The sequence below is a fragment of the Proteus sp. TSJ240517 genome (assembly GCF_047921575.1).
GTDB lineage: Bacteria > Pseudomonadota > Gammaproteobacteria > Enterobacterales > Enterobacteriaceae > Proteus.
On sequence record NZ_JBLRMH010000012.1, the window covers coordinates 75,280 to 95,118 of the forward strand.

The 19,839-nt window shown below is 36.8% G+C and carries 17 protein-coding genes; 8 read left to right on the forward strand and 9 right to left on the reverse strand.

The genetic code is table 11. The annotated features are described in order from the left end of the window. Positions 1-247: 247 nt before the first annotated feature. Positions 248-1,714: a glycoside hydrolase family 32 protein gene (locus ACNARN_RS17695; RefSeq protein WP_416304780.1), complete on the forward strand. Its 1,467-nt coding sequence runs from the start codon at positions 248-250 to the stop codon at positions 1,712-1,714. Between the two features lie 29 nt (positions 1,715-1,743). Here ACNARN_RS17695 and ACNARN_RS17700 read toward each other — a convergent pair whose 3' ends face one another. Further along, positions 1,744-2,739, reverse strand: a complete 996-nt coding sequence (locus tag ACNARN_RS17700; RefSeq protein ID WP_196533975.1) for a LacI family DNA-binding transcriptional regulator — start codon at positions 2,737-2,739, stop codon at positions 1,744-1,746. Positions 2,740-3,206: 467 nt separating this feature from the next. Between ACNARN_RS17700 and ACNARN_RS17705 the strand changes: the two genes are divergently transcribed. From ACNARN_RS17705 to allS, 6 genes are all read left to right on the forward strand, one after another. Next, positions 3,207-3,803, forward strand: coding sequence for a response regulator transcription factor (locus ACNARN_RS17705; RefSeq protein ID WP_416304781.1), 597 nt, complete (start codon positions 3,207-3,209; stop codon positions 3,801-3,803). A gap of 983 nt (positions 3,804-4,786) precedes the next feature. Then, positions 4,787-5,449 (forward strand): CDP-alcohol phosphatidyltransferase family protein, encoded by a 663-nt coding sequence (locus ACNARN_RS17710; RefSeq protein ID WP_198625900.1) that lies wholly within the window; start codon positions 4,787-4,789, stop codon positions 5,447-5,449. A 3-nt stretch (positions 5,450-5,452) separates the two neighbouring features. Then, entirely contained in the window at positions 5,453-6,175 is a 723-nt protein-coding gene (locus ACNARN_RS17715) for a lysophospholipid acyltransferase family protein (RefSeq protein WP_198620859.1), read from the forward strand. Then, positions 6,162-7,097, forward strand: coding sequence for a phosphatidate cytidylyltransferase (locus ACNARN_RS17720; RefSeq protein ID WP_198620860.1), 936 nt, complete (start codon positions 6,162-6,164; stop codon positions 7,095-7,097). Before ACNARN_RS17715 ends, ACNARN_RS17720 begins: the two co-directional genes overlap by 14 nt. A 318-nt stretch (positions 7,098-7,415) precedes the next feature. Next, complete coding sequence (locus ACNARN_RS17725; RefSeq protein WP_198620861.1) at positions 7,416-8,237, forward strand: CPBP family intramembrane glutamic endopeptidase; 822 nt, start codon at positions 7,416-7,418, stop codon at positions 8,235-8,237. 376 nt (positions 8,238-8,613) lie between these two features. After that, entirely contained in the window at positions 8,614-9,528 is a 915-nt protein-coding gene (gene allS / locus ACNARN_RS17730; RefSeq protein WP_198620862.1) for an HTH-type transcriptional activator AllS, read from the forward strand. Positions 9,529-9,586: 58 nt separating this feature from the next. On the opposite strand, the gene ACNARN_RS17735 is transcribed toward allS, so the two are convergent. The 7 genes from ACNARN_RS17735 to ACNARN_RS17765 all read right to left on the reverse strand — a co-directional run bounded on the left by ACNARN_RS17735 (position 9,587) and on the right by ACNARN_RS17765 (position 17,520). Beyond that, a complete protein-coding gene (locus ACNARN_RS17735; protein WP_196533970.1) occupies positions 9,587-10,831 on the reverse strand; it encodes an MFS transporter in 1,245 nt (414 codons plus the stop codon). A 25-nt stretch (positions 10,832-10,856) separates the two neighbouring features. Beyond that, positions 10,857-11,762 carry a carbamate kinase gene (locus ACNARN_RS17740; RefSeq protein WP_160230627.1) on the reverse strand — a complete coding sequence of 302 codons (906 nt, stop codon included), beginning with the start codon at positions 11,760-11,762 and terminating at the stop codon, positions 10,857-10,859. A 47-nt stretch (positions 11,763-11,809) separates the two neighbouring features. Beyond that, on the reverse strand, positions 11,810-12,637 hold the full coding sequence (locus ACNARN_RS17745) for a DUF2877 domain-containing protein (protein WP_198620863.1): 828 nt from the start codon (positions 12,635-12,637) through the stop codon (positions 11,810-11,812). 42 nt (positions 12,638-12,679) lie between these two features. After that, on the reverse strand, positions 12,680-13,945 hold the full coding sequence (locus ACNARN_RS17750) for a DUF1116 domain-containing protein (protein ID WP_100160111.1): 1,266 nt from the start codon (positions 13,943-13,945) through the stop codon (positions 12,680-12,682). A gap of 12 nt (positions 13,946-13,957) precedes the next feature. Continuing rightward, positions 13,958-15,625 (reverse strand): acyl-CoA synthetase FdrA, encoded by a 1,668-nt coding sequence (locus ACNARN_RS17755; protein WP_198625903.1) that lies wholly within the window; start codon positions 15,623-15,625, stop codon positions 13,958-13,960. 545 nt (positions 15,626-16,170) lie between these two features. Next, on the reverse strand, positions 16,171-16,740 hold the full coding sequence (locus ACNARN_RS17760) for a YceI family protein (protein WP_409279655.1): 570 nt from the start codon (positions 16,738-16,740) through the stop codon (positions 16,171-16,173). A gap of 102 nt (positions 16,741-16,842) precedes the next feature. Beyond that, positions 16,843-17,520: a hydrolase gene (locus ACNARN_RS17765; RefSeq protein WP_416304782.1), complete on the reverse strand. Its 678-nt coding sequence runs from the start codon at positions 17,518-17,520 to the stop codon at positions 16,843-16,845. Between the two features lie 293 nt (positions 17,521-17,813). Between ACNARN_RS17765 and ACNARN_RS17770 the strand changes: the two genes are divergently transcribed. Next, positions 17,814-18,689, forward strand: a complete 876-nt coding sequence (locus ACNARN_RS17770; RefSeq protein ID WP_416304783.1) for a pirin family protein — start codon at positions 17,814-17,816, stop codon at positions 18,687-18,689. 77 nt (positions 18,690-18,766) lie between these two features. On the opposite strand, the gene ACNARN_RS17775 is transcribed toward ACNARN_RS17770, so the two are convergent. Continuing rightward, on the reverse strand, positions 18,767-19,672 hold the full coding sequence (locus tag ACNARN_RS17775) for a LysR substrate-binding domain-containing protein (RefSeq protein WP_198620866.1): 906 nt from the start codon (positions 19,670-19,672) through the stop codon (positions 18,767-18,769). Positions 19,673-19,839 lie beyond the last annotated feature (167 nt).

Here is a 19,839-nt window from a genome sequence, read left to right on the forward strand (position 1 = left end):
TTTTTCTTAACTATATTCTGTTTTTATGACTATTCATAACGAATAAGTAAAGATATTGCTCGTAAATCCACACTGATAACGTTAACATAATGAGATAAGATGATAAAGTCAATCTCATGCATCGTATTTTTTTCACTCTAAATGTTATCGTTAACAACAGGAGTAATAGTGTGATTACATCTGTTCTTTACCCTTCTGTGATCTTAAAAACACACTAATAACTCTAAAATATAATAAGGATAATGATATGAAACACCGCTTAGAACAATCAACAAAAGCCCTAAATACCTTGATTGAAAAACGAGGCAATAAATTTTATCCCCAGTTTCATTTGGCAGCGCCTGCGGGTTGGTTAAATGATCCTAATGGTCTTATTTATCATGATGGTTTATATCACGCCTTTTATCAGCACCATCCTTATTCTCAAGATTGGGGACCAATGCATTGGGGACATGCCACAAGTACCGATATGATCCACTGGCAACATCAACCTATTGCGTTAGCACCAGGAGATGACTACGACAAAAGTGGTTGCTTCTCAGGATCAGCAATTAGCCATGAAGGTAAACTCTATCTTTTCTATACCGGACACAATTGGTTAGCCGCCGAAGGGGATGATAATCAAATCTATGAAGCGCAATGTGTTGCTATCAGTGAAGATGGCATTCATTTTGAGAAAAAAGGGATCGTTTTAGAACCCCCTAAAGGTTATATGCATTTTCGTGATCCTAAAGTCTGGTATCAAGACGGTAAATGGTGGATGGTTGTTGGTGCTCGTGATGAAAAAGATCAAGGACAAGTCCTACTTTTCTCTAGCGAAACCTTATTTGAGGAAGGTCAACAGTGGAACAACGATTACACTGTTTTAGGAAAAACGGATGATAAAAATGTCTATATGTGGGAGTGCCCTGATTTCTTCCCTATTAGCCAAGAAAACGAATTTGCAATCGTCTTCTCACCACAAGGAAAACGAGCCGAAGGCTATCAATATCGCAATCTCTTTCAATCAGGGGCATTAATTGGCCAGTGGTCGCCAAATCAACCTTTTAAACCACAAGGTCACTTTATTGAACTTGATAATGGCCATGACTATTATGCGCCACAATCATTTACGACACCTGATGGTCGTCGTATTTCAATGGGATGGATGGATATGTGGAATTCGCCAATGCCTTCAAAATCTGAATTTTGGTCTGGCTGTTTTACACTCCCTCGTGAAATCACGTTTGATAAATCCAAAAATCGCTTACGCATGATCCCCGTTAAAGAAGTCGAATCATTGCGCCAAGAAAAACAGACTATCCAGCCATTAACACTCAGTAATCAATCTATCGAGCTAATAAATAATACTGCCGCTATCGAACTCGACTTAACGTTATCTTTAGACAGTCATGCTGAAAAATTTGGCTTATGGCTAGGTGAAGGGCTTGAGCTATTTGTTGATAATCAATCACATCGTTTAGTTCTTAACCGCCATTATCCTCAGCACAATATGAGTGGAGCTAGAAGTATTCCATTACCTGAAGGTTGTGAATTGAATTTACGTATTTTTATTGATCGTTCATCAATTGAAGTCTTTGTAAATAAAGGCGAATTCACCTTTAGCAGCCGATATTATGCTCAACAAGATACTCAAACTTTACGTCTTTTTGCCATGAATGGCGATGCAACACTGATTAATGGTCAATATTGGCTGCTAAATAGTATTTACTGATATTGAGAAGGTAAGTAAGACGTGAGTCTTTAAATAGACTCACGTTCAACTAATTGACAAGGTACGTGTACGGTATCTCTATGGTTTCGTTCTTGAATAATATGCAACGTCGCCTCTTTACCTAATTCATAATGAGGCAGTTGTACCGTTGTTAATGGTGGATAAAACAATTCTCCCGTACCAATCATATTATCGTATCCCAAAACAGCCACTTGCTCTGGAATACGTAACCCCATAGAAAGTAAAACTTGGTAAGCGAGAAAAGCGATACGGTCATTACCACAAATGAGAATATCAAAGTCAGCCTTTTGATGAACACAATGCTTTTTCAATATTTCAATCACATCACGGTAGTGTTCATCTCCAAACATCATCGTATATTGTTGTAGATCCGCCAATGGTAGCCCAGCCTCTTGCCAAGCATCTTCAACGGCTTTACGACGAATAGGACCTGCAACAGACTCTTCAGGTATATAAAAGCACAAAGGACGGCGATACCCTTTCTCGATGACTTTTTTCATCCCAAAATACTGTCCATGATAATCATCGGGAATATAAGTTGGAAAAGCGTGCGTTTTATCTAAACAGTTTGCTAACACTAAATTCTTATCGAGCAACTTTTCATGTACGGTGATTTCACGCAACCCCATCGTGGTATAAATAATACCATCTGGACGTTGAGCCAAAAGTTGCCAAATGGCATTTTCATAACAATCTTGTGCAGTCAAATTAACAACAAATGAACTCCAACCAAATTCTCTTGCGGTTTGTTCTATCGATAAAATCATTTCCACAGAAAACGGTGTCGTTGCGGTATCAATTGCCAGAACACCAATTGATGATACTTTTGTTCCTTGACCACGAATTTTTCGTGCAGAATAATCTGGAACATAGTTAAGTTGATCAATCGCATTTTGGACTTGTTTCAGTGTTTCTGGTTTTAATAACTCAGGGTTATTAATCGCTCTTGAGACTGTCATCAAAGAAACGGATGCAAGTCGAGCTACATCTTTCAGTGACGCCATAGCATTGGCTCGGTTGGTTTATTAAAAAGGGTCAGTAGAAATAAAGTGCTATTTTACAAGAAGTAAAGCCAAAAAGCCACAAAGGGAATTGTATTGTAACTAAATGCGACTATTAATTACTTCATAAAAAAACACCTAAATATATTATTTTTTTACTTATTAAGTGAGTTTAATATAGTTAAAATCACTTACGATAAAAAACTTAGTTACAATTAATAATAGTTATCTCATCCTTTCATTATAGAAATAAATTATTCTTATCTATAAAATACAAATATTGAAACAAAACAAAGTTCTGATATTTTATCTATAATATAATACAGAAGTATTAATCATTTTTAATTTGATATATTCTGAATATGGCTCCGTTGCGTGAATGTTACCCTACATAAAAAACTTATAAATTAGTCAAATTTCGTTACTCATTCACTTTTAGTGTAAGAGCAGAGTAAAACCAGGAGCAACATATGGAATCAATAATCCACTTAATCACTTTTGAAGATGACAGTACAAAAGTTCAACTTAAAGCCGTTCTTTCTTCTTTAGCGGCTAATGTGAAAACCTATTCAAATGAGCAGGCTTTCTTGAAATACTATTTTTCATCAACAAAAGGAGCTCATAAAGAGTGCATCATAATTAATACAAAGAGTAGTGCAGCACCATCAATTGCACTGATTAAAGAACTCAACAAATTGAAAAACATCATCCCTGTTATTATTATTTCTGGGGATAGTTCCATTGAGAGTTGTCGTAACGCATTTAAATCAGGGGCTTTCGAATATTTAACTCGCCCTCTAAATGTGAATGAACTTCTTAATATTGTCTCGGAATCTTTCCTACATTATGAAAGTGAAGTTGAGCAATTCCGAACATATATATCTCTAAAAGATAAATTTGGTAAGTTATCTAATAGAGAAAAAGAGGTTATGGAGATGATCCTTGACGGAAATACGAGCAAAGAAGCGGCAGAAAAACTTTCGTTATCGCCTCGTACAGTTGAAGTGCATCGTTCAAATATGTATACGAAATTGAAAATAAGATCACTACCACAATTAGTTCAATAGTATGATTTCTTTAAGAAATATGACTTAAGAGCAAACTGATTTACAATGTGATTTCTATTTATCAATGGGTTGTATTATCTTACTATATAACGATATGACCTGTTTAATTTTCATTATATTTTATTAATGAGAGAAAGCTGTACTTCTAAAAATATTCTATTTTGGATGAATTACACCTAATATGGGAATAATTAATACGCTAGACACCATTCTACGATAGAAAGGGCGGCAACTTATTTTGATGCCACCCTTTCATTAGTGTTCGTTTAATTTCAATTTAAAACATTTGTATATTTTATTTTCATAATCGCTATTATTAATAACTATTATCATTGTTTTTTATTAGTAATAGCAATATAAGAATAAATGAAGTCCTTCATTTGATATAAATCATTTTTTACTTATTATAAAGATGAGTATTCTCATTTCTAATTTCTCATTTCCTTTATTCTTATTTTACGAAGAAAATTATTAATGAGTAAAAAATAATACAAAAGAAATTCCCGTCTCTTTTTTTTATGCCCATTTAAAGACTGGTTATGCGTTTTGATTTTCGATTTAAACAAAAAATTCCTTATAAGAAAATTCTAATCGAAGTGTTTTAATTGTGATTATTTAAACAGTAAAATAAGAAATAATAATAAGTATTTCCTTTTATACTCCCTTTTACTTAAGAAATTTATTCTCTTTATAGTTTAATTAATGTAATACATCATTTACCATTTCTACTTAATAACAATCAAATAAAGAGCATCATTAAATGATCACATTGTGTAAGTATAATGCACTAGCCCTAAATAAGTATTAACACCTAGAAAAACAAATGATTATTAATAATTTATTTATAGTCTTAATAAGAGCAAAAAAAGAAGGAATTAATCTGCATAAAAAAATATAAGATAAACTTATACGTTTATTCTTATTTTCACTTTGAGTAAATGCCCTTATGCTATACCCTCCTAACTCGCTTTTTACAAAGAAAAATGAACACTCAAGATAAAAACCGTCGCCCGATAAAAGCAAGACAAACAAACTGGGCTACAAAGTGCAGCCGCTACTTACAACAAAAAGGGGCAACGCCTAACGGCATTTCCGTGTTTAGTGTCATATTTGCATTACTTGCAGGCTTATCACTCTTTTGTGCCCTCTTCTACACATCTGGACTATTACGCTCAATTTTACTGCTCCTTGGCGCTATCATGATCCAAGGTCGCCTCATTTGTAATTTACTAGATGGTATGGTTGCCGTCGAAGGAGGCATGAAAAGTCCAGTAGGTGCTGTTTATAATGAATTACCAGACAGAATTGCTGATACTTTAATTATTTTGGGTGTCGGTTATGGGCTATCTTCTGACTTTTCTATGGCCATTACGTTGAGCTGGGTGTGCGCTTTTTTTGCAGTAATGACCGCTTATGTTCGTGTATTAGGTGGCGCTTGTGGACTAGATCAACAATTTACAGGCCCCATGGCAAAACAACACCGAATGGCGTTATTAACCTCTGTTGCTGTTATTGCTGCATTTATTCCTAATCTTTGGGGAATATGGCTCTTTTTGATTTCATTATGGATTATTATTTTAGGTTCAATGCTGACCACAATTTTCAGAACCCGTCGAATTTTACGGGATTTAGCACAAGGTGTCTGATTAATGAAAAATGGAAAACTTGCTTTAGATGCAAAAGTGGTATCATCCGTTTTAGTCTCTATTTGTCGATTCCTAACAGGTATTCGCGCTAAACAAACTTCTCCTATTGCAAAAGATATTCCTTGTATTTATTACGCTAACCATTCTAGTCATCTTGATGGCTTAGTTATTTGGTCTTGTCTTTCACCCAATATTCGCCCTTATGTTCATCCCGTTGCCGCTGAAGATTATTGGAACAAAAACCGCTTACGCCGTTATTTATCTCATCGTATCTTTAGAGCTATTCTTATTCCTCGTCATGCCGCCAAAATGAATTTTCCACAAGAGGAAAATTCTTGCGGAGAAAGCGCAGAGCAACTTGCTAATGACGCTGCATCATCAGCACCAAATAAAGCCAATGCACTTGCTCTGATGCAAGAAATTTTAGACCAAGGGGATTCTTTAATTATTTTTCCTGAAGGTACTCGAGGTAATGGCGAATCTATTCAAGATTTTAAAACAGGTCTTTGGCATCTTTCTCGTAAAAATCCGAATGTTCAATTAGTCCCTATTTATCTGGAAAACTTAAACAGAGTTCTTCCCAAAGGCTCTCGCTTAGTTGTTCCTGTTATTTGCAGTGCAATTTTTGGTGCCCCTATTGAAGCCACTCATGAACATGAAAGTAAACAAGAGTTTCTAGTAAGAGCAAAAAGTGCGTTAGAGGAGCTACACAATGGAACGTATTAATAACGAAGTCCTCTGGATCTTTATCGGACTCTTCTCTTTCTTAATTATCGCCAGCATTATTGGTGCTATTTTAGCAGCAGTAAAAGGCCCTACATCCACCATCACCAATCTTAATTCAAGGATCAATGCGTGGTGGGTGATGTGTATTATTGCAGGTGTTGCAATAGGGATTGGAGCAATAGGTTCTGTCGTCCTATTTGCTATTATCTCATGGCTTGCATTACGTGAACTTATTACCTTAACACCCACACATCGTGGCGACCATGAAGCGCTGTTCTGGTGTTTCTTCGTTATATTGCCTATCCAATACATTCTTGTTGGTGTGCAATGGTACAACTTAATGGCAGTATTTATTCCCGTTTACGCCTTTCTATTAATACCAACACGTATGGCACTTTCAGGTGACACTCGCCACTTCTTAGAACGTATGGCAAAAGTGCAATGGAGCGTAATGATAGCAATTTATTGCCTAAGTTATGCACCCGCACTTTTAATGTTGCCAATTGAAGGTTTCGAAGGCCGTAATATCAATTTACTGCTCTTTTTAATGATAGTGGTGCAAGTTTCTGACGTACTTCAATATGTGTTTGGTAAATTATTTGGCAAACATCCTATCGTGCCTAAATTAAGTCCAAATAAAACAGTGGAAGGCTTTTTTGGTGGCATTATCTCTGCCAGCCTTATTGGCATGATGTTGTGGTGGGCAACGCCTTTCTCATGGTGGGCTGCATTTTTACTCTCTTTAGTAATCACATTGGCAGGTTTTGCCGGTGGTTTATGTATGTCTGCAATCAAAAGAGATAGCGGAGTAAAAGATTTTGGCACGATGATCGAAGGTCATGGTGGCATGATGGATAGAATGGATTCGCTCTGTTTTGCAGCCCCTATTTTCTTCCACGTTATTCGCTATTTTTACGTTTAGTTTTACTCTGTTTAATCAAAAGCAAACTAACCTATATAAACTAAAATGCCGATATTAAAACTATCGGCATTTTTATATTCCCTGTTTTACTTATGCTAATTTAATATCATAAATTAACTATCATTATATAAATTAAACATTTGTTTTAATTTTGGATTAAAAGTCAATATATTATATTTTACATATAAATCAAATAATTAAATAAAATTATTGCGCATAAAGAGGTCTGCTTTCTCTACTTTTTTATTTATAGTGATAGCTTAGAAAGCTGCTATCTTTTACCCTAACGCTCCTTTTCTTTCTAGATTATTTATCATTATGATCACTTGGCTACTCCTTGCTTTTTCTTTATTACTTTTGGGTTTTAATCGCACTCTTGCACTTATTACACTTGCATTTACGGCAGTTAGCGCATTTATAACTGGCGTTATTACATGGCAAACTTTGCCCATTATTTTTGGTATTCTGCTATTAGCATTTGCTTATTCACGTTATAAAACACAACCACTGCTACGCGGGTTCATCATTCTTGCACTTATCATCATTGCCAGCGGGTTAGCCTTTCACCTTATTCCTGGTTTTAACAATTTACGTTACCTTTCACACACCGCTATAGGGATAAAAAGCGCCCCTTTTTCATTTTATTTCAATGCTGACAAAGCATTATTACCTTTTATTTTTCTGATCTTTATTCCTACGCTTTTTGTCTGCACTCCATTAAAAGAAGCAAATAAATTACAGTGGGCAATGCTAATTATTGCCATTCCTGCACTGTTATTAATCGCCGTAAAACTAGGGGGATTAGCAATTGAATTGCATTTACCATCGTGGTTACCTGCATTTATTCTCGCGAACCTCTTTTTTGTCTCACTCGCTGAAGAAGCATTATTTAGAGGTGTTATTCAGCAAACATTATCACGCTATCTTCCCCCTTATATTGCACTATTAATAGCAGCCACTATCTTTGGTTTAGCACATTTCGCAGGCGGAGTATTGTTAGTTGTTTTTGCTTCACTCGCGGGGATTATTTATGGGTTAGCTTGGATGTGGAGTGGTCGGCTCTGGGTTTCAACGCTATTTCACTTTGCACTTAATCTGACTCACCTGCTCTTTTTTACTTACCCATTTAAAATAGCCTGATTGATTTTTTTTCTTATCGGCTCGACGGATTTTTTATCCTAACTTTCACCACCTTTTACTGATATCTTAACTTCATCAGTAAAAGGATGTGTGAAACGTGAAAGCACTCACACAAATAGAATACAGATATTCTTATTGCGCCCATTATCCGATGAAATTTTTGTTAGTATGCTTTATCGCTTATCTATAAATAATCAAAACTTCATTCGGTACACAATAACAAGCTCAAAATAATAACATCCATTAATACGATAAGAAGTTGCCTCACTTTACGGTATAGACCTTAGAAAAAATAGGTAAGCTTTGCTCTGTTTTCTTTTTTTTAGTTCAGCATTATCTGCTGAAAATTTGCCTCTTTCGCCATCAGGACAAAAATATGTTAGATCAAGAAATGATCCGCACTTTTATACAGGTCGCCGACTGCCAAAGTTTTACCAAAGCAGCCGATATGCTTCATAAAACATCAGCGGCAATTAGTTACCGTATAAAAACATTAGAAGAAAATATTGGTACCCAACTTTTTAATCGCACCACAAGAACCGTTACACTCACACCGGCAGGCGAATATCTATTAGAAAAATGTCGTCAATGGATTGTATGGCTAGAATCAATGCCTATAGAACTTCAACAAATGAACGCAGGTGTCGAACATCAGGTCAATATTGTGATTAATAATCTTCTTTATGATCGCACCGCTGTTGCCAGTATGTTGGCTTGTCTTCATCAACGTTTTCCTTCTACCCAATTTCATATTACTCGCCAAGTCTATATGGGTGTTTGGGATGCACTTATTAATGAAGATTACCATTTTGCTATCGGTGTTACGGGTAATGAATCCCTTAAGAATAATATTAACATTTGTGCGATGGGCGAAATTCAATGGCAATTTGTTGTCGCGCCGAATCATCCTTTAGCCAATATCAGTGGTGTATTAAGTGATGATCAAATGCGTATGTATTCTGCTGTAAACGTCGAAGATACGTCTCGCCATCTTTCTAAACGTACTGCATGGCGCTTATCGGGTCAGCACGAGATCCGTGTACCTGATTTACACACAAAATTAGCCTGTCATTTAAAAGGCGTGGGAATAGGATTTTTGCCATTAAGTTTATGCAAACCACTTATTGATAGCGGACAGTTAATTGCGAAAGAAGTAAAAAATCGTCGTCATAACTCTCCTCTTTCATTGGCATGGTGTGAAGATAAAAAAGGCGCAGTAGTCAGTTATTTAGTGGAGTTGTTTAAGCAAAATCACCCGAGTGTGCAATCGTTTTACGATCCTTTAAATTAAAAAGGCAAACCGAAGTTTGCCCTTTTACTGTATATTCAGTGACTATCTGAATAGCGTACTATGCTTTTGCTTCTTCATTATTGTTGTTGCTTTCTTTAATAAAGAGGCTTGCCACAATACCGATACAAATCAGAATAGCTGCAAAGTAGAAACCTGAGTCCATGCTACCTGTTTTGTCTGATAGGAAACCAGTTAATGTTGGTGCAAAAACAGAACCCAGCATACCGATACAGTTATAAACACCAAATGATGTACCTAGTGCATGTCGCGGTGAGTTATCAGCAACCACAGCAACAAGTACTGGGTTTGTGCTGATTTTACCGACAATGCCGTAAAGGATCAGCGCGCCAATTAACACAGGCATTGATTCTGACATTGGCACAGCAAGAATAGCGACTAATGACAGCGGTAACATGATCAATAATACAGGTTTACGGCGACCAATTTTATCTGAAACCCAGCTAAAAATAAGTGAACCAGGAATAGCAAACCACGGCATTAATGATGCGATAGTTGAAATTTGTGTCCCAGTAATTCCACGCTCAGTTTCTAAGTAATACGGTAACCACGTTACTAAGACAAAGAAGCCATAGATTGAACAGAAGATGGTGACATACGCAAGGTTGATATTGCGATTACCAAATAAATCTTTAAATGTCAGTTTAACTTTTTGTTTTGGTGCGCCATTTTCTGCCGCAGGTTGTGCTTTTGGCTTATCTTTGATGATCCATAACATAACCAAACCAATAATAATAATTGGCACACCAATGATATAGAACGGAGCACGCCAGCTCATTCCCATCTCACCAACAGAAATACTTGAGATGTAGTAACCAATAGACAAACCAAATGCCATACCACTATTGATAATCGCACTACCTAATGTAATACGATGTTTTGGTATCGCTTCTGAGGATAGACCATACTGAGGGCCATAATAGAAACCTTGGAATATCCCCACCATGACCCATGCAAACATAAAGGTCACGTAAGTTGGCATCATACCCGCAATAATGGTGAATCCACCGAAGAGAACAACACCTGTTACTAATACTTTTTTCTTACCTAAATAGTCACCAATCATGCCTGATGGAATATTTAGTGCAGTATATCCGATAAAGAAAATACTCATGATGGAGCCAAGTTGAGCTTTAGACAGATCAAACTCAGCACCAATATTTACCATTAAAGGGCCAACAATAGCACGGCTACCATACAGCGCAATCCAACCAAAGAAGAAGATAATGGTCAGTTTAACCCAATAAGGGACTTTGCCTTTCTCATTCACTTGTGCATCGTTCATAATGACGCTCCTGAAAGCATTTTTATTAAGACTGATAAATTAAAGTGCCAGACTGACCTTCAATAACTTGTTGAATATTTTGTAATGCACCAATATGAGCTTGTTGCCCTGTTGCATTAACAAAATCACTCACTGCCATGATTTTTGGTCCCATTGCGCCATCAGCGACAGCCATTGGTGCAAGTTCTTCTGGTGTTGCTTCACGAATTGCAGCTTGTTCTGGTGTACCCCAATTTTTATAAATAGCATCTGCCTCTGTTAAAATAACAAAGTGCTCTGCATTTAATTCACGAGAAATTAAAGCCGCCGTTAAATCTTTATCAATAACAGCTTCACTACCAATAAATTCATTATTTGAATTGTTGACTGGAATACCGCCACCGCCACCACAAATAACAATATGACCTTTATCTAATAAAAGTCTTACTGCTTCGATATCAATAATCTTTTTCGGTGTTGGTGATGGCACAACACGACGATAATATTTACCGTCTTGTTTAAATGTCCATTGATACTTCGCAATTAACTCTTCTTTAGCAGCTTCATCATAAATAGGGCCAATAAATTTACTTGGATCGTTAAATGCTTCATCATTAATATCAACGGAAACTCGAGTCATTACCGTTGTAATAGCTTGTTCAGGATGATTTTGATTAATTTTCTGCATCATCATATAACCAATCATACCTTGGCTTTCTGCGACTAAGATATCCAATGGATATGCAGGAACATCTTGATATGCAAGGTTTTGAAGTGCAAGCAATCCAACTTGAGGCCCATTACCGTGTACTAATACAACACGATACTCTTTAGCTAATTTATTAATTGTCTCTGACATCAATTCAATATTTTTATATTGATTTTCAGCAGACAAAACTTCCCCGCGTTGCAATAATGCATTTCCGCCTAAAGCAATAACAATTGTTTTCATAATTATCCGTATCCGAATGTTTATATAAATTCTTTTATTAAAAAATATTAATCAATATGCTGTTGTTGTTTTTTAGTTTGGTAACCAATCCATAAGCCCAGTAATGTATCTGCACCAGAATGATGACCAATAGAGAGTATTTCCAACATATCCTTAAAAATAATCTCTTTATTCTTTATTTTTTTACCTAGTTGAATGAGATAGGTAGAAAATATTCCCTGTGTGGCATATTCCAAATAATGCTTACTGACAATGGTGGTCAATTCAGATAAAGGCGGTGTGTTATTAAAAAAATTATTAAGTTTATTTTCTGGCTCTGCTAAATAATGTGCAAATAGCATCCCCACCAGCATATCATCTGAACTTGGCGTTAATCCGGGGCCTTTTCCTGTAAAAATAGCCCAGTTAACCGCATTGCCTAATAGCTGGTTATGAAATAGCTTAGTTAGTAATCTAATTTCACTGAGTTGCGCGATTTGACGGTAATTTTTCAATGAGCCGTATAACCCCGTTGCAATCGAGGGAGATAACAGAGAAAAAAAACTTTCTAACCAACGTAAATCTAAATTCGCTTTATCTTGTAAGCGCAAATTCTCACTTTGACCTGCGATCAATGTGAGTTTATTTGCGAGTGTCACTTGATGATTTTTAAGACTCATCACAATCGAGGGATGGCACTGTTTGGCAAAATAATCAAAATCATCTTGTTTTAGTAACCATCCCATCGGGCTTAATCCTTTTCCTTCACGATGAAAAGTCATTAAGCGTTGTTGAGGGCAAATGAAATTCAAAGCATGGTCATAAATGCCCACACATTTAATCTCACCTTCAAAGTCAGTGATATGCTGGCTGGTTTGAAGTGCTTGAATTTGCATAATGCCCCCTTTATTGCTGCACTTTGTCGTTAAAAAACGAGATTAAGCGTCGATGCCTAGCTCTTCAGCAAGTGCAACAATTGCTTTTTCAAAGCAACCTAAAGGTGCGCGTACAGTACCAGCACCAATCTGACCAACACCCGGCTCTTTATGTGCAATCCCTGTGTTAATCAGTGGCGTGATCCCAGTTTCAACAACGCGACGAGCATCTAAACCTAAACATGCACCTTGGAAATCCCAAGTTGGAATTTGCAACATCATGTTGCGTGCAAGATAGATCTCAGCCATTTCTTCAGTCACTTCACGCGCCGCATCCATACCACCTGATGCCCCAACAAAGCGTGTTACACCAGGAGCTGCAACCATTGCTGCGCCACCAATACCGAAGGTTTCAGTGATTGCACTATCACCGATATCTGGATTCGCATCTGCTTGACTAAAGCCTGAGAAGAACAGACCTTGTGGTGTATTTACTGGAGCGGTAAACCATTGGTCACCCATTCCGCTGATTTTGATACCAAAGTTGCTGCCATTACGTGTCATTACAGTGACGATAGTACCTTGCTTGATTTGAGCACCCGCATCCATCGCAGCCTTACAGTAAGCCATTGCTAAGTTCAGGAAGAATTGGTCTGTAATGCTCAGGAATTTAGTTACTTTTGTGATTTCAGCTTCTTCGAAATCTAAAGTGCCTAGTACTGGTGCAAGCTGGCGCAGTAACAGTGCAGATGCGGCGATGTTACGTTGGTGGAATTCATCACCCATCGTAATTGCTTGTCCCATAATTGCCGTCAGATCGATACCGTTTTCAAACGTTGCAATCGCTGCTTTTAATACTGGCGCCAAGCTATTTTGCATCCAATGTAAACGCTCTTGCACATCTGGACCGTAAGCACCAAAGCGCATCACTTTACCGATACCTTCGTTCATGTTGCAGTAAGCGTAGTTACCATGAATGTGGTTTTTGATAACCAGCATTGGCATATGAGCAGAAGTAATACCGCCCATTGGGCCTACTGCATTCACGTTATGGCAAGGAATAAACTCAATTTCACCTGCTTCTAACATTGCCAATGCTTGTTCTTCAGTTTCTGCCCAACCTTCAAATAAAGAAGCACCAATACATGCACCGCGAACAGGACCACTCATTTCCCCCCAAGTTACTGGTGGACCTGCGTGAAGTAATTTTTTACCTGTCTCTAAAGCAGGAACAACTTCTTTTGCTAAGCTAACATCACACCAGTGAGGACGGGCTTCACGGATACGTTCGATAACTGCTTCATTCGCTTGTTCGATAGTTGAGTACATATCTGCAATTCCTTATTTCAATTTCTTTAATATTTCAGCCAGTTTTTTATTGCCACCTGCGACAGGTGCCCACTGATAATGAACAACGGGGGTGCCACTTGATTGCAGATCGTCTGCAAAGCTACGTAATCCTGCGTTGATCACAGAGATCCCGTTAAGCAGTGGCGACACTTCAGCATGTGCTTCTGCTGGATGAGGCTGGATTAATTCTTTGGCTAATAAAACGGCTTCTGGCAACGTATCCATCACAATAATGCCCGCTTCTTTTAGCTGTTTTTGCTGTTCGCTACGGTTTTGTGGATCGTCTTCAGTACCCGTGATAGTTGCGATAGTGATCAGTGGATTTGCTTCGCCACGTTTCTCATTCAGTTTTTTGATTTCCTGAATTAACGCGCCAGCTGGATCTTGAGTTGCGCCATAACCAATAACAAAATCAACCAGTAACACGCCCGCTTCAGTTTTATTACTTAGCTCACTGATAAATTTGTTACGTGTAGATGGGTCAATCATTGGGTGTGGTTTACCCTGTGTATAGAAGTCATCACCCATATCGATAATTTTGTGACCATCAGCATCTAGCATCGTGCCTTGTTTATGCTCGTTATCGACTTCAACATTGAGTTTTTCAGATAACAACATGGCGCACTCAGCCGCTAACGTACCACCGGCATAAAGACCAATGATTTTCTTACCTGCTACTTTTGGTAATTCCGCGGCAATATCTTCAACACGAGCTAATTCAGCCGCAATACGTGCAGTTTCATCTAAAGTGCGAGTGAAATAGATATTGTCGTCTTGGAATTTCTCAGGTTTTGTTCCTAAGAATTGAGCCACAATCGGTTTGTTATGGCGTTTCATTTCAGCAATGATTTTTTGGCGAACAGCTGGCGCTGGTGGCTTAGAAACAAAAGCAATAACTCGAGTATTAGGATCAGCAGCCAGCATATTGATAGCTGTTATTGCACTGATGCCACCAATTTGCTCAGTTAAATCACGCCCACCTAAACCAATGGAGTGAGAAATACCTTGGCGCTGTAAAACAATCTGTGAGGTGATTTCTTGAATACCAGTACCTGATGCGCCCACAATACCTATTGAACCTTTAGGTGCAATGTTAGCGAAAGCAAGAGGAGCACCTGCAATATTCGCAGTACCACAGTCAGGCCCCATCACAATCAGACCTTTTGCAGCTGCTTTTTCTTTTAATGCTTTTTCATCTGCGATAGAAACGTTGTCAGAGAACAGCATAACGTTACAGCCATCTTCTAAACCGGTATCAGCTAATTCAGCCGCATATTCCCCCGCAATAGAGATAAGTAACATATTGGCATTCGTGCTTTTTTGTTTAGCGGTACGCCAGCTACGCACTGTCGTTAATTTGTTACCACCTTTTTGACCACTGGCTATCTCTGCCAGTGCTTCCTCTAATGCCGTAGAAATCATATCGATAATGGAAGGATCGTCTGATTCCGCTTTAATCGAAACACAAATGTCATTCGGTGTGGCTTCGTTAAACATGTCGTGCCAGAAACCGGTGACATCGAGAAGAGATTTATTCGCTGGTGTTCCCATCATGACGGAAATTTCTTCCACCTCTGGGGCTTCACTTAATTTTCGGGAAATAATCATCAGGCTTACTGAATCCTGAAAGCTCCCTTTTTTAATAAAAGCATGGATCATTATGATATCCTTAACGCATTTAATATATGTAACAGCACATATCTATTTGCATTTCGTTTTTTTGATAATAAGAAGCCTATTTGCTTAAGTTATTAAGCAATATAAATAAATGTCTGATTTATTAATTTCTAATCTCTGTATATAAACATACTGAAGAAATATCGAAATGTAGAGTGACAGAAGTCACACTTACTTATTGTAAAAAATTTTTATTTAATCGAACGATATTTATTAAATAAATTATGATGAGGAAAGCTTATTAATTTAAGGATAAAACCTAAAACTTCATAGAGGAATTTAACGAATAAGAAACAATCAATGGAATACAAACTTCAAATAAAACAAAGACAACCAATTATCAAGTTACAATTTTATAACATACAACAATAAATAATTATTATCAATAAATAAAAAAGGCTATTTTCCTTTGTTAAATTTTTAAGTTAATCTTTATTTTCAATTGTATTTAATTTTATAAAAAACAAAAAAGCCTTTTATTTAATAAGGCTTTTAAAATAGAAAGAATATTTAATATATAACTTAAGTTACTGCTTAATAGCTTCAACTTGAATTTTTAATGTCATATTATCCGCCATTCCTTCTTTGACTAAAAAGTCTACGCCCCAATCTGAACGTTTAATGGTTGTTTCAAAATCTCCCCCACAAACAGGTGCATTAAATACAGGGCTTTCATAACAATTAAATTTAGTTGCTGTTAAATGAATTGGCAGTGTTTTCCCTTTCATTGTTAATAACCCATCAATAGATGTAGGCTTATTATTAGAAAAATGCCATTGTGTTGAAGAAAACTGAATTGTTGGGTATTTATCTGCATCTAAAATATCGGCACTTTTCACATGATTATCAAATGCCTTTAATCCCGTATTTAATGTTTTAACTGGAATAGAAACATTTATTTTTCCTATATTCTTTTCTGGTGAATAAGTTAAATCCCCTTCAATCTCATAAAAACCACCACTATTGGTCGAAGTGCCAAAGTGATCAATATAAAACATAGCCTTAGTGTGTGTTGGCTCAAGTTTATATTCATTTGCTTGCACTGTCGGCACAAGTAATAATGAGGATAATACGGCAGGTAAAATAAATTTCATTATTGATTCCTAATATATTTTTATAAAATAATGCCCATAAAGAAAAAGCTTTATAGGCATTTTTAAACAAAGAGAATAAAAATTACAAAGAGAATTTAAAATTAATTAACGCTGAGAATCTAAAACTTCGTTATTTTGTAATACGTCTTGAGCTTTGCTATAACTTTCAATTAATAACTGATAAGCAGGGAAAATCTGAGTATACGCTTGCGCCCATTCAGCGGCATCAGCACGATTCCATGTTTTTTGAATTTCAGAAGCAACCGCTGCGGTGTCCATCGGTACTACACCCGCTTGAACAATACGAGCTAAGGTAATTTCTTCAGCCATTTTACTGTAAGTACCTGATGCATCAATCACTGCAAAGACTTGATAACCTTCAGCAACCGCACTAATTGCAGGGAATGCCATACAAACACTCGTAATAGTACCCGCGATAATTAATTGCTTTTTACCTGTTGCTTTAACAGCTTCAACAAACTCAGGATTATCCCAAGCGTTAATTTCACCTTTACGTGCAATATATTTTGCATGAGGTGCATTTTGATGAATTTCAGGAATTAATGGACCATTAGGGCCTTGTGGTACAGAAGCAGTTGTAATAACAGGCATATTAGCTAATGTTGCCATTTTCGCTAATACTGAAGCGCGTGCTCGTAATTCAGTCATTGGCATATCACCTACGGTTTGAAATAAACCACTTTGGTGATCAATTAATAACATAACAGCATCTTCTGGATTAATTACAGGGCGTTGACCATTAAAATTTGCTGGAGTGCTCATTTGTTTATTCCTTTTAATTAATAAAGTTGATTATTAACATGATTGAAGAAAAATATTAGAGAAAAATATTAGGGAAAAATATTTTTATATCGTTTCTCTTCTGCTGTAATAAACAATAGTCAATTCATTAAAAGCTCGGTAGTAGCAATTCTGATAAACACTATTCTAAAAATAGAACACTGAAACATTTTATTATTGTTCTATTTTTAGGATGATGAAATCTAATTTTGATACTACTTAAATATATTAGTCGTTCTAAAATAGCACCTATAGACATTTTATAGGAACATTTTATGAAAAAGATCATAGGTATTTATAAAGCACCTCGTCAACATTGGGTTGGTGATGGTTTTCATGTTCGCTCACTCTTTAGTTATGGTAATCATGGTAAATATTTAAACCCATTTTTACTTTTAGATAGAGCTGGCCCTACTGATTTTCCTGCATCTCAAGGACATAATCGTGGTGTCGGTGAACACCCTCACCGCGGATTTGAAACGGTCACTATCGTTTATAAAGGTGAAGTTGCACACCATGATTCCACTGGAGAAGGTGGCGTAATCGGTCCAGGTGATGTGCAGTGGATGACCGCTGCTTCAGGTATTTTACATCAAGAATATCATTCTGATGCATTTACTAAAGAAGGCGGTGTGTTAGATATGGTGCAGTTGTGGGTTAACCTTCCATCTGAGGCTAAATCAGCACCTGCTGGCTATCAGTTATTAAAAGAAAGCGCGATCCCTGTACTTCCTTTGGCAGATAACGCGGGTCAATTGCGCGTTATTGCTGGGAATTATCATGACACAGATGGCGCAGCAAAAACCTTTTCACCTGTAGATGTGTGGGATCTCCAATTAAAAAGCACAAAATCAGTGACGCTGCCGACCAAGAAAGATCGCTATGTTGGCTTAGTCGTTCTACACGGTAGTGTTTATCTTGATAATCAGACCCAATTACAAACAGGTGATTTGATTATTTTAGATAATGAAGGTGGTACTGTTAATCTTGAAGCGATTGAAGATGATGCTATCGTCTTATATCTCAGTGGTGAGCCTATTAATGAGCCTGTTGTAGGTTATGGTCCTTTTGTGATGAATAGCGAAGCACAAATCAGACAGGCCATTGATGATTTTAACCAAGGTAAATTTGGTCGTATTCCTAATGAGTAACACTTTTTTAAATACGGTATAAAGCAATAAACATTCAAACGGCTCCCTTTAATATTCGGAGCCGTTTTTATATTGTTCTACTCTTTCAATGGCGACATATTATCAGCAAGGTATTCCAGCAACACCTGAATAGCAGGTAATAACCCTTTTCTTGACGGATAAACTGCATGAATAACATCTTTAGGAAAACGCCAATTTGGCAACACTTCAATTAGCGTGCCGTCTTGTAATTCTTTTTCAACCACACTCAGTGGTAATCGCGCTATTCCTAATCCTTTTAATGTTGCTTTATAAAGCGTAATAACATCTGTTGTCGCTAATTTCGGCGTTACGTGTTGTGTGGAAACCGTACCATTTTCATGAGTCAACGTAAGTGTGTATTGTTGTGAGTGTTCGCTATTTGCCAAAATAGGATAATCTGCAAGTTGTTCTGGTGAATCAGGAAGCTCTTGCCCTTCAAATAACAGGGGACTGGCAACTAGAACACGTCGAGAATAGCCTAGAATTTTCATTGTTAAACCTGAATCATCTAGCGGTAATGCTCTTACTCGTAAAGCTAAATCAAGGCCTTCACTAATTACATCAACAGGTCGATTAATGGCTAAGATCTGAATATTAATATCTGGATATTTTTCCATAAAATCGACTAAAATATCTTGAATATAAATTTGTAATAATGCGACAGGACACGAGAGTTTAATGGTGCCATGTGGGTGCCCTTGTACCGAATAAATAATTTCTTCCGCTATTTCAGCTTCTGCAACCACATTTTTACACTGCTGATAAAATGTCTGCCCGATTTTAGTGACATGAAATTGACGTGTAGAACGATAAATCAAAGAGACATTGAGTTTCTGTTCCAAATCAGCGATACGACGACTTAGTTTAGATTTAGGTATACCTAATGTTTCTGCCGCTTGAGAAAAACCGCCAAACTCAACGACTTTCACAAAATAGTAGAGATCATTTAAATCGTACTTCATTGTGTATCACCTATTAGGTTATTTTCAATATTTAGCTGAATTGTTTCAGATCTCGATATTATGGCAAAAAATAATTGTAAATATTATTTACCATTATTCAGCTATTGTTAATGACATTATAATCACATAGGTTAATAAAATAAAGGCGACCGAGAATAGTAACACAA

What these genes read in the sequence shown, in the direction of transcription:
- ACNARN_RS17695 (WP_416304780.1), top strand. Translation starts at nt 248, where the DNA reads ATGAAACACCGCTTAGAACAATCAACAAAAGCCCTAAATACCTTGATT.
- ACNARN_RS17700 (WP_196533975.1), bottom strand. Translation starts at nt 2,739, where the DNA reads ATGGCGTCACTGAAAGATGTAGCTCGACTTGCATCCGTTTCTTTGATG.
- ACNARN_RS17705 (WP_416304781.1), top strand. Translation starts at nt 3,207, where the DNA reads ATGGAATCAATAATCCACTTAATCACTTTTGAAGATGACAGTACAAAA.
- ACNARN_RS17710 (WP_198625900.1), top strand. Translation starts at nt 4,787, where the DNA reads ATGAACACTCAAGATAAAAACCGTCGCCCGATAAAAGCAAGACAAACA.
- ACNARN_RS17715 (WP_198620859.1), top strand. Translation starts at nt 5,453, where the DNA reads ATGAAAAATGGAAAACTTGCTTTAGATGCAAAAGTGGTATCATCCGTT.
- ACNARN_RS17720 (WP_198620860.1), top strand. Translation starts at nt 6,162, where the DNA reads ATGGAACGTATTAATAACGAAGTCCTCTGGATCTTTATCGGACTCTTC.
- ACNARN_RS17725 (WP_198620861.1), top strand. Translation starts at nt 7,416, where the DNA reads ATGATCACTTGGCTACTCCTTGCTTTTTCTTTATTACTTTTGGGTTTT.
- allS (WP_198620862.1), top strand. Translation starts at nt 8,614, where the DNA reads ATGTTAGATCAAGAAATGATCCGCACTTTTATACAGGTCGCCGACTGC.
- ACNARN_RS17735 (WP_196533970.1), bottom strand. Translation starts at nt 10,831, where the DNA reads ATGAACGATGCACAAGTGAATGAGAAAGGCAAAGTCCCTTATTGGGTT.
- ACNARN_RS17740 (WP_160230627.1), bottom strand. Translation starts at nt 11,762, where the DNA reads ATGAAAACAATTGTTATTGCTTTAGGCGGAAATGCATTATTGCAACGC.
- ACNARN_RS17745 (WP_198620863.1), bottom strand. Translation starts at nt 12,637, where the DNA reads ATGCAAATTCAAGCACTTCAAACCAGCCAGCATATCACTGACTTTGAA.
- ACNARN_RS17750 (WP_100160111.1), bottom strand. Translation starts at nt 13,945, where the DNA reads ATGTACTCAACTATCGAACAAGCGAATGAAGCAGTTATCGAACGTATC.
- ACNARN_RS17755 (WP_198625903.1), bottom strand. Translation starts at nt 15,625, where the DNA reads ATGATCCATGCTTTTATTAAAAAAGGGAGCTTTCAGGATTCAGTAAGC.
- ACNARN_RS17765 (WP_416304782.1), bottom strand. Translation starts at nt 17,520, where the DNA reads ATGAGCACTCCAGCAAATTTTAATGGTCAACGCCCTGTAATTAATCCA.
- ACNARN_RS17770 (WP_416304783.1), top strand. Translation starts at nt 17,814, where the DNA reads ATGAAAAAGATCATAGGTATTTATAAAGCACCTCGTCAACATTGGGTT.
- ACNARN_RS17775 (WP_198620866.1), bottom strand. Translation starts at nt 19,672, where the DNA reads ATGAAGTACGATTTAAATGATCTCTACTATTTTGTGAAAGTCGTTGAG.